Annotated in this window: 17 protein-coding genes and 1 pseudogene; 15 read left to right on the plus strand and 3 right to left on the minus strand. The window is 41.7% G+C overall.

Going from position 1 to position 14,827, the window contains the following annotated elements; genetic code table 11:
* Window positions 1–133: 133 nt before the first annotated feature.
* From ilvA to tatC, 3 genes are all read left to right on the plus strand, one after another.
* Window positions 134–1,402 (plus strand): threonine ammonia-lyase IlvA, encoded by a 1,269-nt coding sequence (ilvA, locus tag ABC357_RS07300; RefSeq protein WP_412886869.1) that lies wholly within the window; start codon window positions 134–136, stop codon window positions 1,400–1,402.
* Between the two features lie 184 nt (window positions 1,403–1,586).
* Window positions 1,587–1,781, plus strand: coding sequence for a twin-arginine translocase TatA/TatE family subunit (locus ABC357_RS07305; protein ID WP_412886870.1), 195 nt, complete (start codon window positions 1,587–1,589; stop codon window positions 1,779–1,781).
* A gap of 140 nt (window positions 1,782–1,921) precedes the next feature.
* Window positions 1,922–2,680 carry a twin-arginine translocase subunit TatC gene (gene tatC / locus ABC357_RS07310; RefSeq protein ID WP_412886871.1) on the plus strand — a complete coding sequence of 253 codons (759 nt, stop codon included), beginning with the start codon at window positions 1,922–1,924 and terminating at the stop codon, window positions 2,678–2,680.
* Between the two features lie 36 nt (window positions 2,681–2,716).
* On the opposite strand, the gene ABC357_RS07315 is transcribed toward tatC, so the two are convergent.
* The gene (locus ABC357_RS07315) at window positions 2,717–3,214 is read right to left on the minus strand and encodes a PCYCGC motif-containing (lipo)protein (RefSeq protein ID WP_412888604.1); all 498 of its coding nucleotides are present in this window, start codon (window positions 3,212–3,214) and stop codon (window positions 2,717–2,719) included.
* A 187-nt stretch (window positions 3,215–3,401) separates the two neighbouring features.
* Between ABC357_RS07315 and ABC357_RS07320 the strand changes: the two genes are divergently transcribed.
* The 3 genes from ABC357_RS07320 to ABC357_RS07330 all read left to right on the plus strand — a co-directional run bounded on the left by ABC357_RS07320 (window position 3,402) and on the right by ABC357_RS07330 (window position 5,588).
* Entirely contained in the window at window positions 3,402–3,992 is a 591-nt protein-coding gene (locus ABC357_RS07320; RefSeq protein ID WP_412886872.1) for an SCO family protein, read from the plus strand.
* Between the two features lie 151 nt (window positions 3,993–4,143).
* Complete coding sequence (locus ABC357_RS07325) at window positions 4,144–4,971, plus strand: DUF459 domain-containing protein (protein ID WP_412886873.1); 828 nt, start codon at window positions 4,144–4,146, stop codon at window positions 4,969–4,971.
* 23 nt (window positions 4,972–4,994) lie between these two features.
* Complete coding sequence (locus ABC357_RS07330) at window positions 4,995–5,588, plus strand: YpmS family protein (RefSeq protein ID WP_412886874.1); 594 nt, start codon at window positions 4,995–4,997, stop codon at window positions 5,586–5,588.
* A 78-nt stretch (window positions 5,589–5,666) separates the two neighbouring features.
* Here the strand turns inward: ABC357_RS07330 and ABC357_RS07335 are convergent, their stop codons facing one another.
* A complete protein-coding gene (locus ABC357_RS07335; protein ID WP_412886875.1) occupies window positions 5,667–6,422 on the minus strand; it encodes a DUF4397 domain-containing protein in 756 nt (251 codons plus the stop codon).
* Window positions 6,423–6,687: 265 nt separating this feature from the next.
* Here ABC357_RS07335 and msrA point away from each other — a divergent pair, with 265 nt between their 5' ends.
* The 3 genes from msrA (at window position 6,688) to ABC357_RS07350 (ending at window position 8,180) form a co-directional block, all read left to right on the plus strand.
* Window positions 6,688–7,176: a peptide-methionine (S)-S-oxide reductase MsrA gene (gene msrA / locus ABC357_RS07340; protein ID WP_412888605.1), complete on the plus strand. Its 489-nt coding sequence runs from the start codon at window positions 6,688–6,690 to the stop codon at window positions 7,174–7,176.
* The gene (gene msrB, locus ABC357_RS07345; RefSeq protein ID WP_412888606.1) at window positions 7,163–7,594 is read left to right on the plus strand and encodes a peptide-methionine (R)-S-oxide reductase MsrB; all 432 of its coding nucleotides are present in this window, start codon (window positions 7,163–7,165) and stop codon (window positions 7,592–7,594) included. Before msrA ends, msrB begins: the two co-directional genes overlap by 14 nt.
* Window positions 7,595–7,679: 85 nt before the next feature.
* Window positions 7,680–8,180 (plus strand): PTS sugar transporter subunit IIA, encoded by a 501-nt coding sequence (locus tag ABC357_RS07350; RefSeq protein ID WP_412886876.1) that lies wholly within the window; start codon window positions 7,680–7,682, stop codon window positions 8,178–8,180.
* Between the two features lie 53 nt (window positions 8,181–8,233).
* On the opposite strand, the gene ABC357_RS07355 is transcribed toward ABC357_RS07350, so the two are convergent.
* Window positions 8,234–9,379, minus strand: a complete 1,146-nt coding sequence (locus tag ABC357_RS07355; protein WP_412886877.1) for an SGNH/GDSL hydrolase family protein — start codon at window positions 9,377–9,379, stop codon at window positions 8,234–8,236.
* Between the two features lie 293 nt (window positions 9,380–9,672).
* Here ABC357_RS07355 and ABC357_RS07360 point away from each other — a divergent pair.
* The 6 genes and pseudogenes from ABC357_RS07360 to ablB all read left to right on the plus strand — a co-directional run.
* Window positions 9,673–9,780: pseudogene (locus ABC357_RS07360) on the plus strand (YjcZ family sporulation protein); the annotation flags it as partial.
* Between the two features lie 155 nt (window positions 9,781–9,935).
* The gene (locus tag ABC357_RS07365; RefSeq protein WP_412886878.1) at window positions 9,936–11,282 is read left to right on the plus strand and encodes an aspartate aminotransferase family protein; all 1,347 of its coding nucleotides are present in this window, start codon (window positions 9,936–9,938) and stop codon (window positions 11,280–11,282) included.
* A 13-nt stretch (window positions 11,283–11,295) separates the two neighbouring features.
* A complete protein-coding gene (locus tag ABC357_RS07370) occupies window positions 11,296–11,994 on the plus strand; it encodes a CoA transferase subunit A (protein WP_412886879.1) in 699 nt (232 codons plus the stop codon).
* Window positions 11,973–12,632, plus strand: a complete 660-nt coding sequence (locus ABC357_RS07375) for a 3-oxoacid CoA-transferase subunit B (protein WP_412886880.1) — start codon at window positions 11,973–11,975, stop codon at window positions 12,630–12,632. The genes ABC357_RS07370 and ABC357_RS07375 overlap by 22 nt, the downstream gene beginning before the upstream one ends.
* Before the next feature lie 13 nt (window positions 12,633–12,645).
* Window positions 12,646–13,917 carry a peptidase gene (locus tag ABC357_RS07380; RefSeq protein ID WP_412886881.1) on the plus strand — a complete coding sequence of 424 codons (1,272 nt, stop codon included), beginning with the start codon at window positions 12,646–12,648 and terminating at the stop codon, window positions 13,915–13,917.
* A 25-nt stretch (window positions 13,918–13,942) separates the two neighbouring features.
* Window positions 13,943–14,782 (plus strand): putative beta-lysine N-acetyltransferase, encoded by an 840-nt coding sequence (gene ablB, locus ABC357_RS07385; protein ID WP_412886882.1) that lies wholly within the window; start codon window positions 13,943–13,945, stop codon window positions 14,780–14,782.
* The last annotated feature ends 45 nt before the right edge of the window (window positions 14,783–14,827 follow it).

A 14,827-nucleotide genomic window follows, 5' to 3' on the forward strand; every position in this document is an offset into this window, starting at 1 on the left:
TTCCCACGAATGTAAACGTATTGTCGGATTTTGTTTATTTTGAATTATTAGAAAAATCTGTTGATTTATTGCGGCAGAGTGATATAATTTACGGAATTAGCAGACAAAAGTTTTTCAGGGAAGAAGGGAACGTATGAATACAGCTGTCAATACAAAAAAAACGTTACATGTAGAAGATATACTTATTGCATACCAACAATTGAAGGAAGTGGTGCTGCATACACCGCTGCAAAGGGACCGCCGTCTTTCTGAAGAATTCGAGTGCTCTGTTTATTTGAAGAGGGAAGACTTGCAGTATGTCCGTTCCTTTAAATTAAGAGGCGCTTATTATAAGATGAAAAGCTTGAATGAGGTAGAGAGAGCTAATGGCGTCGTGTGCGCTAGTGCTGGCAACCATGCACAGGGAGTGGCCTACGCATGCCGAAAAATGAATATTCAAGGGAAAATTTTTATGCCGGCAACGACACCACGGCAAAAAGTGAACCAGGTGAAAATGTTCGGTAAAGATTTAGTGGACATATACTTGACAGGAGATACGTTTGACGACTCTTTTGCTAAAGCAATGGAATGCTGTGAACAAGAAAAAAGAACGTTCATTCATCCATTTGATGATGAAAAAGTGATGGCTGGGCAAGGAACCGTTGCAGTTGAATTTATGCATGATTGTGACGAGCATGTTGATTATGTATTCGCTGCAATCGGCGGTGGAGGGTTGATGGCAGGTGTATCCACCTATTGTAAAAGTATTTCGCCAGATACGAAGTGTATAGGCGTCGAGCCAAAGGGAGCAAGCGGCATGCACGCCTCGATAAAGCAAAAACAAGTGACTGCACTTGAGGAGATCGATGGTTTTGTTGATGGTGCGGCAGTGAAATGTGTCGGTGGGAAAACATTCGAAATGTGCAATCAGAATGTGGAAGATATTGTAGTGGTTCCTGAGGGGAAAGTATGTACAACGATTTTAAAATTATATAATGAACAGGCAATCGTTGCTGAACCGGCAGGAGCGCTTTCTATTGCAGCATTAGACCAATACCGTGACCAGATCAAAGGGAAAAATGTTGTTTGCATCATTAGCGGCGGAAACAATGATATCGACCGTATGCAGGAAATCAAGGAGAGGTCTTTATTGTACGAAGGCTTTCTTCATTATTTTATTGTCAATTTTCCACAGCGGGCCGGTGCGTTAAGGGAATTTTTGGATGAAGTCCTCGGACCTAATGATGATATTACCAGATTTGAATATACGAAAAATAATAATAAAGAATCCGGTCCAGCACTTGTCGGCATTGAGCTCAAAAAACCGGGAGAATACAACGATATGATCCAGCGGATGAAAAAGAAAGGCTTTCATTATGTTGAGGTCAATAAAGATGAGAAATTATTTAATTTATTGATATAATCTGGAAATTAAAGCGAGTGTAGTATACAATGGTTACGAAGGCACCCTCACCTGAACTTTCAAAGAATAACAATCAAAGTATGTCTTTTATATGAAGATGGCTGGTTTATTTACCCAATCAATGATTAAAATACTATAATAATAGTGGAGCATCGTTCTACTATATTTGAAAGGGATGTTTATCATGTTTCAAAATATTGGGGTACCGGGTTTAATTCTAATCCTTGTATTGGCACTTATTATTTTTGGCCCTAAGAAACTGCCCGAAATCGGCCGGGCTTTTGGACAGACTCTGCGTGAATTCAAAAAATCAACACGCGAACTTACAAGCGATGTAATGGAAGAATTTGAAGACGAAAAGAAAAAAATAACGAAATAAAAAGCGTCACGGGTGTGGGATGGTATCATCCTGCACCTTTTTTGAGGAAAAGTGTACCGAAAAAAGGCTCATCTGCCATTCAAAGCTTCATTGTAACAGATAAGCCGATATGTTTGAGTATAAAGGTGGTTATGGCGTCTATGGCGGATAAAGAATTAAATGTGGTGGAGCACCTTGAGGAATTGCGCAAAAGGATCATATGGACTGTCTTGTTTTTTATCCTCTTTTTTATCGTTGGTTTTGTATTTGTTAAAGACATCTACCATTGGTTTGTTAGAGACCTGGATGTGAAGCTGATGGTTCTAGGTCCAAGCGACATCATTTGGGTATATTTTGCGCTTGCGACTATTGTGGCGGTTGCTGGCACTATTCCTGTTTTAGCGCTGCAGATATGGCTGTTCGTCAAGCCTGCGCTACATCCAAATGAACAGAAGATAACACTTTCTTATATACCGGCTTTATTTCTTTTATTCGTAGGAGGGTTAAGCTTTGGCTATTTTGTCATATTTCCGAATGTCTTGCGATTTTTAATGGATCTCGGCAACGATTTATTTGTTACGAATTTTACGGTCGATAAATATTTCGGTTTTATGATGAATATGACAATTCCGTTTGGCGTGTTATTTGAATTGCCTGTTATCGTTATGTTCCTTACGTCGATTGGATTAATCAATCCTTTTGTCCTTTCTAAAATCAGAAAATATGCATATTTTGTATTGGTGATCATAGCTGTTGTCATTACTCCCCCTGAATTCATGTCTGATTTTTTAGTAACTGTTCCATTGCTTCTTTTATATGAAATCAGTATTTCCTTATCGAAGATTGTGTATAAGAGAAGGTTGAAAAGGATGGAGGCACTTGAGATTATGGACGAGGAAGAACATTATGGGTCTGCATAACATAAAAAAGGATGGAAAACCATCCTTTTTTTGCTGTCAAGCATGTGGCATTGGTGTAGGGGTAGGCTTTGCGTAGCCTTCTTTGTATGTTTCATCTATATAGGCGCGAATCTCTGCCGGCGAATTGCCTTTATTGTATCGGACAATGCTTTCAGCGGCGATATCCAGGCAAACCTTGCATTTTGTTCCATGGTCGTCCCAAATAATGCTTCCATCCTTTTTAGTATCAGCTACAAAGCAATTCAAATTGCTTTTATGGCCCGCTGATTCGCCACAGCCGCAATAGCACGGAATGGATGCCAGTAATTCGGCGCTTTTGGCAGAAGCAGAATAGATGGTTTTCATTTGATCCGGTTTATCATTCAAAAAAGCCGGCAATTGATTAATTCCGGAAGTCTTCTCCTGAATGTCACGGTTTTCTGATTGGCTGGTCTTGCCATTATGGGCCTCGTTTGCTGTGTTCTCATCGTTGCTGGAGCATCCGGCAAGGACAAGCATAAGAATGGCCATCAAAGGGATAATCCGTTTTTTTATCATAGCAGCTCACCTTCATCATTATTTAATATTTATACTTATTTTACCATAGAAACATGCAGATTATATGGAGTTTTCCATATAAATGGATGCATCTGCTGGTTGGAGGCAATTACAAGCCTTTTATTTTTTGAAATAGTTTGATAGAATGTTACGGAATGTAAACGACTTTAAAAGGATGATAGAGATGATTTCGAATGGGAAATGGGTTCTGGGCCTCTTGCTGTCCGTTTTCTTTGTAATGGCGGGGTGTGCAGACAAAACGATTCCAGACAGTACGGACTGGCCGGTAAAACCATTCACATTTACCAATCAAAACCAACAGGATATATCATCAGAAGATTTGAAGGGGAAAATATGGGTGGCGGATTTTATGTTTACAACGTGCGCGGATGTATGCTTGCCGATGACTTCAAATATGGCTAAGCTGCAAAAAAAGCTGAAGGAAGAAGGCATTAAGGATGTCGAATTTGTCTCATTCAGTGTCGATCCCAAAGTGGATACTCCTGCCGTCCTGAAATCATTTGCCGATCAATTCAATATTGATTATGCTAATTGGCAATTTTTGACCGGTTATGAGCAATCCTATATAGAAAAATTTGCTGCCGATCAATTCCATACCCTTGTTAAGAAGCCGGAAACAGGAGATCAGGTGATTCATGGGACGGATGTTTATTTGGTGAACCAGGAAGGGAAAATCGTTAAGAGCTACTCTGGTGTCAAAGATTTTCCTTTGGACGAAATCATAGAGCATATCCATATTCTCCAAAAATCTTAAACAGGCGGCTTTAATGCCTGTTTTTCCGCTTGCAGCAAGTAAAACGCTTCAAGGAAGAGCATGGGGCATTTGTAAGCATTGAACGAATAAAATGGAATAAACTTAAAACAATACATACATGTATTAAACTGAAGAAATAGGGGTGCGAGACTTGATAAAGAAAGCCATACTGCTATTGATTGCATGCTCCCTGTTATCTGCTTGTTCATTGTCGGATTTAAAATCAATGAAATCTTCTTCCGACAAGAGAGGACTTAACCTGGAGGAAAAAGATCAGGTGTATGAAAAATACTCACCTGTTAATTTAAATATTACTGCGATTGGCGATTCTTTGACAGAGGGGGTAGGCGACCATACGAAGAAGGGCGGTTATCCATCTGTCCTTATCGATGATTTGGAAAAGGAGCCAGCCATTAAAGATATCCATTTGACGCAAAATGGAAAAAGAGGGCTTACATCGACGGAGTTGATCCCCAAAATCCACAAAAAAGGAGCCGTCCATTCCATAAAAAATGCGGACATAGTCATGATTACCATTGGCGGAAACGACGTTATGGATGTAGTAAGAAACCATTATACCCATATTAAAGTATCCCACTTCAACGAAGGGCTGGATACATACGAAAAAAACGTAAAAAACGTTCTATCTTTTATTAGAGAAGAAAACAAAGATGCGGATATCTATTTAATAGGTCTTTATAATCCTTTCCAGAAGTGGTTGGCCAATATTGATGAATTTGAAGAAGTGCTGGATAAATGGAACGATACGAGCAAAAAGATTGTCGATACATACAAAAACGCTTATTTTGTAAGTATCAGTGATTTATTTGCCAAAAATACTGAAAACCTTATTTATGAGGAAGATTATTTTCACCCGAATACGGACGGATACGAAAAGATTGCGGGAGCCGTGTTTGATTCGTTGAAAAAACATAGTATCCCAGCCATTAAAGAAGAAGCAGGGAAAAAAGGAGAATGATTCATCTGAGAGGAGAACGAAGAGTGAAGAAAGAGCGTGCAAAGATATGGAAATATAGTTTTTTTGGCCTGCTTGGCCTTATGGTGCTTGCCTTTCTCATTGTGCTTTCCATGGTGGGGATTCCAAAGGATAAACCCTTTCCAGAAGCGGAGGTCACAAAGACAAGCCAGGAGAAATCAGCAATAGAAATCAAGGCAGAAAAAGATACATTGAATAAGTTGATTGCCAATTACATTCAAAAGGAAGAAAGCCCCGAATCTTTCAAATACCAGGTTATACTGGATAAAAGCATCGAATTCTATACAGAAATCCCTGTGTTCAGTAAAAATCTCCAACTGAAAATGACGTTTAAGCCAGTTCCGCTTGATAACGGGAATCTAGTTTTGAAGCAACGTTCCATGGAATTGGGGAATATGAACCTTCCGGTGGCTTATGTGCTCAATTTTATCGACAAAAAGAAATCTTTCCCTGAATGGCTGGACATTAATCCAAAGAAAGAGGAAATTTATGTGAATTTCAGGGATATGGATTTAGTGGGAGGATCCATTTTAAAGGTGAATACATTTGATCTTAAAAAAGATGATATTTCGTTTAAATTGATCGTGCCGACAGAATAAATGACAGAAACGCCCTGCTGAATGCTGCCGGGCGTTTATTTTTATCTTATTTGCATAATCTAAGCGTGTGAGAGACAGCTACGGAACCATCATCAGTGCTTCCAAAGGAGCGCTTCCTTCAACAGTCCCTACTGCATAGATGGTGTATGGTGTATCCTGTTTAAGTGACACATTCGGTAAGGGTAAAATGACATCTTTTGTACCTGAGGGCCTGATTTCAAGGTCAAGCTCCATGGGTGTCACCCCTATATAGTCGGTTGCTTTTCTGAATGGTATATCCTCGAAGACAACATCACTATGCGTTACAGCGACATCCACTGGCGGTGCGTCAGGCGAAAGGTGGATAAAACGGAATTTTGATTCGCCATGCGGTACAAAAGGCTGGTCTTCAAAGGCTAAAAGCCTGTTATCGGTACCTATACCTGCAACAGCAACGGTGTATAATTTGCTTGGCTCAACATCAATCTTGCGGCTTGCCACTGTGGATGTTTGATCTCCGGCTGGATACACATCCATTTGGTATTTTCCTGCAGGGATAGTTAAGTAATCAGATGCCTTTTTATATGGGAAGTCCTTTAGAATACGGGTGCCATTGATGTAGATATCCACATTCGGACCATCAGGTTTAGCGTGCAATAGTCTAATCCTTCCCGTGTGATCTCTGCCAGTAAGCGCAGTGTGGCCCCTTTCGGCATTCAGTGCTCTTTGTATAGCGTGCAATTGTTTATGATAATAGTGAATATGCAAATTTGGATTGGTATATTTATAAAAGTCTGCCAACAAAGCATACTTGGAGGCTTTTTCAAAATAATGGTGAGCGTTTCTTGATTCCATGAGAATACTCCTTTCGTTGGGCGTTCATTCGTATTAAATGTATGCTAATTAGGTACTATTGGTGAATACATAAAAAGAATGCGTTTACATCCTGGATAGTTTAAAAAGCTTCCCTAAGGGAATCGTTATACTTTAATAACACAGGGATAAAAGGTAAAATAAGGCTGTGGAATTGTATTCCTGACGTCTGAAAAATAAATGGGAGGGAAAAGCAGTGGGAGAGAAAAGAGCAAAGGCCACTTTTGCAGGTGGTTGTTTTTGGTGTATGGTTAAACCATTCGACCGCTATGACGGAGTTGAAAAAGTGATGTCAGGATATACTGGGGGACATACTCAAAAGCCCACCTATGAAGAGGTATGCAGTGATACGACGGGCCATTATGAAGCTGTCCAAATTACATATGATCCGGATATCATTTCCTATAAAGAATTATTGACTATTTTTTGGATGCAAATCGACCCTACGGATGAGGGCGGCCAGTTTTATGATCGGGGCACGTCTTATAAAACAGCCATTTTCTATCATGATGAGGAACAAAAAATAGAAGCGGAACAATCGAAACAAGAACTTCAGGCAAGCGGCCGTTTTTCTAAGCCGATTGTAACGCCCATCATTCCTGCTGCTGCCTTTTATGAGGCAGAAGAGTACCATCAGCAATATTACGAAAAAAACCCAGCCCATTATAATGCGTATCATCAGGGGTCGGGAAGAGCTGGTTTTATTAAGAACCATTGGGGGAATAAAGATGAATAAAGAAGAGCTGAAGAAACGCCTGACACCCATGCAATATGAGGTTACGCAAAATAATGGGACAGAGCCTCCATTCCGAAATGAATATTATAATAATAAACAGGATGGGATATATGTTGACATCGTATCTGGGGAACCTTTATTTTCCTCCAAAGACCAGTACGACGCAGGCTGTGGGTGGCCGAGTTTCACAAAGCCGATCGATAGCCAGGAAATTATGGAGAAGTTCGATACAAGCCATGGCATGCGCCGTACCGAGGTTAGAAGCAAAAGTGCGGACTCCCATCTTGGCCATGTATTTCCTGACGGGCCAGGACCTTCAGGGACGCGTTATTGCATTAATTCGGCAGCGTTACGATTTATACCAGTTGAATCTTTAGAGACTGAAGGATATGGTATGTATGTGAAACTGTTTACATAAATAATATTTTTGTGGTAAAGTATTATTTTGTGAAATGTATAAACTACTTAATACAGATTCAGACATTCAGAAAGGCGGAAGTTTTATGTTCTTTAAAAAACTTTTCGGAAAAAACGAAGAGACTAACAACGATGTATTGGCAGCTCCTGCTACTGGGAAACTTATTCCTTTGGAAGAAGTACCAGATCCAGTTTTCAGTGAAAAAATGATGGGAGACGGAATTGCAGTTGAACCTTCTGAAGGTGTAATCGTGGCACCAATCGATGCAGAAGTGCTTCAAGTATTTCCGACTAAACATGCAGTTGGTCTAAAAACCAGCAATAATACAGAAATCCTTATCCATATCGGGTTAGAGACGGTTGCTCTAAAAGGAGAGGGCTTTGAAGCTCACGTAAAAGAAGGAGATAAAGTGAAAAAAGGCGACAAGCTGATTTCATTCGATCTTGATATCATCCGTGAAAAAGCGAAAAGCATCGTAACACCGGTCATTATTACGAATACAGATGCAGTAGGTTCTATTGAAAAAGGGACTGATTCCGCTTTAACAAAAGGTGAAACAACAGTAATGACAGTTAACCCTAAATAATATGGTTACATAATAAAAGCCCTTCCTCTAGAATAGGAAGGGCTTTTATGTATTTATTTGTCGGCATCAGGATGAATATACGATTTTCCATCCCATTTTTTTGTCATGATAACAGAAGATAATTGGATAATGGATTGATTAGTCATATTCTTTTTACTGCTTTCACCAGTCGCTTCAAAGCGTACGGTATGTTTTCCGGGATTCAAGCCGCTGGTTATATAAATAAAACGTTCCCTTTGAAACGGCCACCAGGTGGAAATAGTGGTGGTGTATTGATTATCGATATAAATGTTTACCTTTCCGCCTTCCGGAGATCGGAGAAGCTTCATGCCCAACATGCTTCCATAGAAAGCGAACTCAATGTAGCTTCCTTTTTTCTGCGCAGTATAGTAATGATTTTGATGAAGAAATCCTTTTTGTTTAGAGACATCCGAATACAGGTCAAAGGTAATGTCGCTATCTTTATACAAAGGGATCGTTAAAGCTGCCACTTTCTTTTTTTGTACGGTGTTGGCTAACAACGCTTTATAGATTTGGTCAGCGTATATTTGGTAGCCTTCATCATTTGGATGGATGCCGTCCACTGATAGCTCCTCTGTTTTTTTGCCGCTTTGCCGGAATGCTTCTGCCATATTGACATTGGTCGCTTGATAATACGCAGAAAGAGTTTCAATACTGTTAATGAAAGACTTATTATCAAGCGGGCTTTCCGTAATTGTTATGACATCAGCCTTTGGGTAATCCTTTTTTGCTTGCCGAAGCAATGCTTCATACATAATACTGAATTCGTGCGCATTCATATACTTCCGGTCGTTTTCCCCGAATACAATAAAGATAAGATCATATTTTCCCGGATAGCTCTGTTTAGCCAATTGTAGCTTGTAAAGCCCTTCGAATGCTGTTGATCCGCTCTGGACAATGTAATTGCCTTTCAAATTCACCATAAGTTGCCGCTGCATTTTATCCTCAAGCTGTTTAAACCATTTTTGTGAAGTATTGCTTGCACCGCTGCCCCTTCCTATACTGTCGCCTATGACAAGGTATGAAACGATTTTGTGTGACTCGATCCGGTCATAAACAGTTTCATGATTCTGTCTTTTTTCCTGTGCGCTATAGCATTTGCTTAGATACATACTGCTTCCGATCATGGCAAATGCAGTAATGCCGATTGCTGCGTATTTAATCCATTGAGTTTTCATTGAACCATACCTCGATTTTCATTGCTGTTTTTTTCTATTATAAATATGTACCCTATTCATTTCAAAAGAAGCAGGATGTCCCGATAAAATAATGGTTTTTGCAGAAAAAATGGGCGAATGCACATGCAGACACAAGCCCAGCCTCATAATGTATCAATGTAGTAACAGTTCAAAGAAACCTTGAGGAGTGAAACAATATGTATGGATACGATGGATGTGGCGGGTTTGGATATGGCGGCGGCGGTTGCGGTGGATACGGATATGGCGGCGGCGGTTGCGGTGGCGGCTGTGGCGGATGGGGCGGCGGTAGCTTCGCTCTAATCGTAGTATTGTTTATCTTGTTAATTATCATCGGGGCTTCCTTCTGTGGAGGCTACGGCGGCGGAAACTGCGGCTGTTAATTGAATTAAGCATGCAATACGGCTTGGAGAAAATCTCCAAGCCTGTTTCTTTTTCCTGAAAGGCGAAGAAGCCCTTGGGGAAATTATGTTAGCAAGATAAGGGCGACTTGTACATATAGTAATAGAGTATAAGAATTGGAAAAGGAGAAATCAAAATGAAAGATTCTTCGCTTATTAAACCAATGCTTCATGATTCATACCCTATGGCCTCTTTCGGTAAAGGGTCATTTCTATATGACAAAAGCGGTAAGGATTATCTCGATGCTTCATCTGGTGCAGTTACTGCCAATATCGGACATGGCGTCGATGAAATCCGCGAAGCCGTAAACGAACAGATGAAGAAAGTATCATTTGTTTACAGATCGCAGTTCACAAGCGAGCCGGCTGAAGAACTGGCAGCCAGAATTGCTGGCCAGACACCAAAGGGGCTTCAATATTGTTTTTTTGTCAATAGTGGTTCAGAAGCCACTGAAACGGCCATGAAAATCGCCATTCAATATTGGCAGGAAAAAGGCAGCCCTAAAAAGACGAAAATCATTTCGAGATGGATGAGCTATCATGGCATTACAATGGGCGCGTTATCCATGTCCGGCCACTCATTCAGGAGGGATCGGTTTGTTCAACTATTGGAAAGCTATCCTTCTATATCTCCTCCTTATTGCTACCGTTGTCCATACGGCAAAGAGTTTCCAGGCTGCGGTCTAAGCTGTGCTGCTGAGCTGCGGACAATGGTTAATAGAATCGGAAAAGATAACATTGCCGCTTTTATTTGCGAACCTGTCATCGGTGCGGCAGGAGGTGCTATTCCTTCACCTCCGGGTTATCTGAAAGAAATCCGCCAAATATGCAGTGAGAATGACATTCTGCTTATCTGCGATGAAGTCATGACCGGCATGGGAAGAACGGGAAAAATGCTTGGATGCGATTACGATGGAGTCATTCCGGATATTATTGCACTCGGCAAGGGATTGAGCGGAGGCTATACCCCTATTGCTGCAGCTGTTGTCCATGAACATATAATCGAAGAGATTAAAAATGGTTCGGGAAGTATTATGAGCGGGCATACATTCAGTGCAAATCCGCTGTCCTGTGCAGCATCCGTTGCCGTTATGTCTTATATAGAAACACACCAACTGATCGATAAGGTAAATGCAAAGGGAGCGATTTTGAAAAAAGCTTTACAGAATCTGCAAAAAAAATACCCCTTTATGGGTGATATCCGCGGACAAGGGTTAATGATCGGTGTTGAATGCGTGCTGGATCCAAACACAAAAGAACCTTTTCCAAGAGAATGGAAGGTGACGGACCGGCTGATCGGGTATGCACAGAAAAATGGTTTGTTGCTGTATCCTGCACAGGCCGGACAAGATGGCATATTTGGCGATGCGTTTATTATTGCTCCTCCACTTACGATATCGGAAGTGGAAATACGGATGCTTCTGGAAAGGCTTGAGGTGACCTTAGATCATTTGAACAATGAAATAAAGCAAAAAATGCAGTAGGGAGTGGAAGTCTATGCAAAATGTCTTTGGAAAAGTGGTGGATATCGAAGAATTAGCCCCTTTTTTTATGAATGGCATGTCAATCATGTTCGGTGGTTTCGGTGGTGTAGGCAATCCGCCTACACTTATTGATTTTATTCGGAAATGTGATTTGAAGGACCTCACTTTAATCGGGAATGATACAGGATTTCCGGATATTGGCATCGGCAGGCTTATAACGGAAAAAAGAGTTAAGAAATTGATTGTATCGCATATAGGATCGAATCCGAATGCCGGAAAACAAATGCATGAGGGAACGCTGGAGATAGAATTTTCCCCGCAGGGCATTCTTATGGAACGTATACGGGCAGGAGGTTTTGGAATTCCTGCCATATTGTCGGATATAGCAGTCGGGCATGAAGCGGTACGTTTGAATAAACCGATTATAGAGTGGGATGGGAAAGAGTATTTGCTTGAAAGTGCCCTAAGGGCTGATGTCAGTATCATTTTTGCGAAAAAAGTGGATGAATTCGGAAATGCAGTGTATGACAAAAGTGCGAGAAATACGAATCCTTTAGTAGCGACTGCATCAGATATTACCATAGTGGAAGCGGAGTCGATTGTGCCAGCAGGTGCTATTGATCCCGAAGAGATTGTAACGCCTGGCATATATAATCAATACATTGTTCAATCGGAAGGGGTGAACTGGCGATGGGCATGGGAAAAGATGTGAGGGTCGCCATTGCCAAAAGAGCAGCACAGGAAATCCGGCCGGGAATGGTGGTGAATCTCGGGATCGGCATCCCTTCTTTAGTCCCGGATTATATGTCAAGTAAACAGCATGTCTTTTTCCATAGTGAGAACGGGATCCTTGGCATTTCCGACGTTCCCGGGAAAGGGGAAGAAGATGAAAATCTTTGCAATGCAGGCGGGTTCCCGGTGACGTTGCGAAACGGGGGGAGCTATTTTGACAGTTCAGCAGCCTTTGGTATGATCCGAAGCGGAAAAATTGATGTAACCATATTAGGAGCACTTCAGGTCAGTACAAAAGGAGATTTGGCAAATTGGATCGTTCCCGGAAAAAAAGTGCCCGGCATGGGCGGAGCAATGGAATTGGCTGCTAAGGCCAAAAAGGTCATTGTCACGATGAGCCAGTCAGATAACAAAGGGCTATCGAAAATAGTGGAAGAGTGCACTCTTCCCTATACAGCGAAGAGTTGTGTATCCATGATTATCACGGAGATGGCTGTATTCACAATTGGGCCAGAAGGATTCACCCTTAGGGAATTATTTTCCCCATACAGCATTGAGGAAGTTCAAAAACAAACAGATGCCGACTTTGCTATAGCGGATAAAATAATCACTCTTTGAAGGGGGAAAAGGAATGACTGATAAAGAAGCGGTACAACACTATATACGCAGCCAAAGAAATGAAATGGTATGGTTGCTTCGGAAACTGATTCAGCAAGGCTCAGTAAGAGGGAAGGAAGGAAAAGCGCAGGCGGTTGTTGTAGAGAAATGCAGACAATTGGGATTAGTGATTGATTTATGGGATTTAGATGAAAATCCGAAGTTAAAAGAGCATGAAGGATTTCATTGTGACCGTGATTCTTTTGAAGGAAACCCGAATCTTGTAGCTGTCCTGAAAGGGATGGGAGGCGGCAGATCAATCATCCTGAACGGCCACATTGATGTTGTGCCTGAAGGCAATCATGAAGATTGGGATGTGCATCCTTTTAGCGGCAAAGAAATCGATGGGAAATTATACGGACGCGGCACAACAGATATGAAGGGAGGAAATGTAGCGCTGTTATTGGCAATAGAGGCTATCCTGGCATGCGGACTCAAATTGAAAGGCGATGTGATTTTCCAAAGTGTCATAGAAGAAGAAAGCGGTGGTGCAGGTACTTTGGCAGCTGTTCTTCGCGGCTATCGAGCAGATGGGGCCATTATCCCAGAACCGACATCGATGAAAATATTCCCCTATCAGCAAGGTTCATTATGGTTTCGTTTATTGATTAAGGGGCAGTCGGCCCACGGCGGTACCCGTTATGAAGGTGTGAATGCAATCGATCTTTGCTACGATGTGCTTGAGCAGGTGAAAACATTAGAAATGGAGCGAAATAAAGAATTAAAGGAAGATCCTTTGTATAAGGGGATACCAATACCAGTGCCGATTAACATTGGCGTGTGCAAGAGCGGCGACTGGCCATCTTCGGTACCTGATTTGGCAGTATTGGAAGGACGTTATGGCGTTTCTCCTTATGAGACAGTCGAGCAGGCCATGAAGGGCCTTGAAGGCTGTATTCACAAGCTAAACCAAACGCATTCCTGGTTTGCGGCCAAACATATAGAACTCGAGTGGTTTGGAGCAAGATGGCTGCCAGGGAAATTGGAGGGCGGACATCCCCTCTTGGAAACAATCAAGAAAAATTTCCAGGAGGTGATGAAACGGGAAGCAAAGATAGAAGCGTCACCGTGGGGAACGGACGGCGGCATCCTCTCTACTTACAGTGATACCCCTGTTATCGTTTTTGGCCCAGGAGTGACGGAAAAAGCGCATGACAGCAATGAATATATTGAAATTGAGGCTGTTTTGGAAGCAGCGGAGGTCATAGCGACTACAGTCATGGACTGGTGTGGGGTAGAAGAATAATGATACTGGGAGGGGAGGTGTGCGGATGAATCAGCTCGCTTATATAATCGAGGAAATCGGGGCTCATTTTAGGGCCGTAATGACTGTTGATTTATTCAATAAACGCCTCAGAGTGGATCAATATTACGGGAACATCGACAAAATTGTAGAAACGGCCGAGCTTGCCGCCGAAAAGCATGGTTGTGAAAAAATCATTTTCAAAGCAAAAAGAGAAGAGTATATAAGCCTTTTAAGCAAAGGATTCGTATGTGAAGCAATGGTAGACCGTTTTTTTGCAGGCAGCGATGCTTTTTTCTTTTCTAAATTTTATGCCCATGAAAGAAGAAACAGCAAGTTTTGGGTCGAAGAAGACCAATTATTGGTTCAAATTGAAAAAGGGGCGGCCCGACCGGAGAAGCCTAATCCTCCCTTTACGATCGTTACTTGTACGAAGGAGCATGCAGAACAGCTGTCGGCGCTGTATAAACACGTTTTTAAGGTATATCCTGTCCCGATGGATGATCCTGCCTATGTGGCTGAGTGTATGGATAAGGGAAGCGTATTTATTGCCTATTTACATGAAGGGCGATTAGTCAGTGCCGTTTGTGGGGACATTTCAAAGGCAGAATGGAATGCGGAAATAACCGACTGTGCCACATTGCCAGAATATAGGCAATACGGTCTCATGCAACGGTTGATCAGCTTATTGGAGAAAAAGTTGGCCGAGAAGCACATTCTTTGCCTCTATTCCATTGCAAGAGCAAAGTCATACGGCATGAACGCCGCCTTTAAAAAATTGGGCTATTCTTATAGAGGGAGACTGGTGAACAATTGTTATATTTTTGAGGATTTGGAGGACATGAATATGTGGGTGAAATTTTTGTAGAGCCGATTTTCGGGCAGAAAGGTGACAAGAATCCGGCACTTTTTC

The organism is Bacillus kalamii (assembly GCF_047238185.1).
In the GTDB taxonomy this organism is placed as follows: domain Bacteria; phylum Bacillota; class Bacilli; order Bacillales; family DSM-1321; genus Bacillus_AD.

Bases quoted from the DNA above. Each gene is read 5' to 3' on its own strand.
- ABC357_RS07355 (WP_412886877.1), bottom strand. From the start codon at position 9,379: ATGAAAACTCAATGGATTAAATACGCAGCAATCGGCATTACTGCATTT.
- ABC357_RS07370 (WP_412886879.1), top strand. From the start codon at position 11,296: ATGCAAAATGTCTTTGGAAAAGTGGTGGATATCGAAGAATTAGCCCCT.
- ABC357_RS07335 (WP_412886875.1), bottom strand. From the start codon at position 6,422: ATGGAATCAAGAAACGCTCACCATTATTTTGAAAAAGCCTCCAAGTAT.
- ABC357_RS07380 (WP_412886881.1), top strand. From the start codon at position 12,646: ATGACTGATAAAGAAGCGGTACAACACTATATACGCAGCCAAAGAAAT.
- ABC357_RS07375 (WP_412886880.1), top strand. From the start codon at position 11,973: ATGGGCATGGGAAAAGATGTGAGGGTCGCCATTGCCAAAAGAGCAGCA.
- ABC357_RS07350 (WP_412886876.1), top strand. From the start codon at position 7,680: ATGTTCTTTAAAAAACTTTTCGGAAAAAACGAAGAGACTAACAACGAT.
- ABC357_RS07320 (WP_412886872.1), top strand. From the start codon at position 3,402: ATGATTTCGAATGGGAAATGGGTTCTGGGCCTCTTGCTGTCCGTTTTC.
- msrA (WP_412888605.1), top strand. From the start codon at position 6,688: ATGGTTAAACCATTCGACCGCTATGACGGAGTTGAAAAAGTGATGTCA.
- tatC (WP_412886871.1), top strand. From the start codon at position 1,922: ATGGCGGATAAAGAATTAAATGTGGTGGAGCACCTTGAGGAATTGCGC.
- ablB (WP_412886882.1), top strand. From the start codon at position 13,943: ATGAATCAGCTCGCTTATATAATCGAGGAAATCGGGGCTCATTTTAGG.
- ABC357_RS07305 (WP_412886870.1), top strand. From the start codon at position 1,587: ATGTTTCAAAATATTGGGGTACCGGGTTTAATTCTAATCCTTGTATTG.
- ABC357_RS07365 (WP_412886878.1), top strand. From the start codon at position 9,936: ATGAAAGATTCTTCGCTTATTAAACCAATGCTTCATGATTCATACCCT.
- ilvA (WP_412886869.1), top strand. From the start codon at position 134: ATGAATACAGCTGTCAATACAAAAAAAACGTTACATGTAGAAGATATA.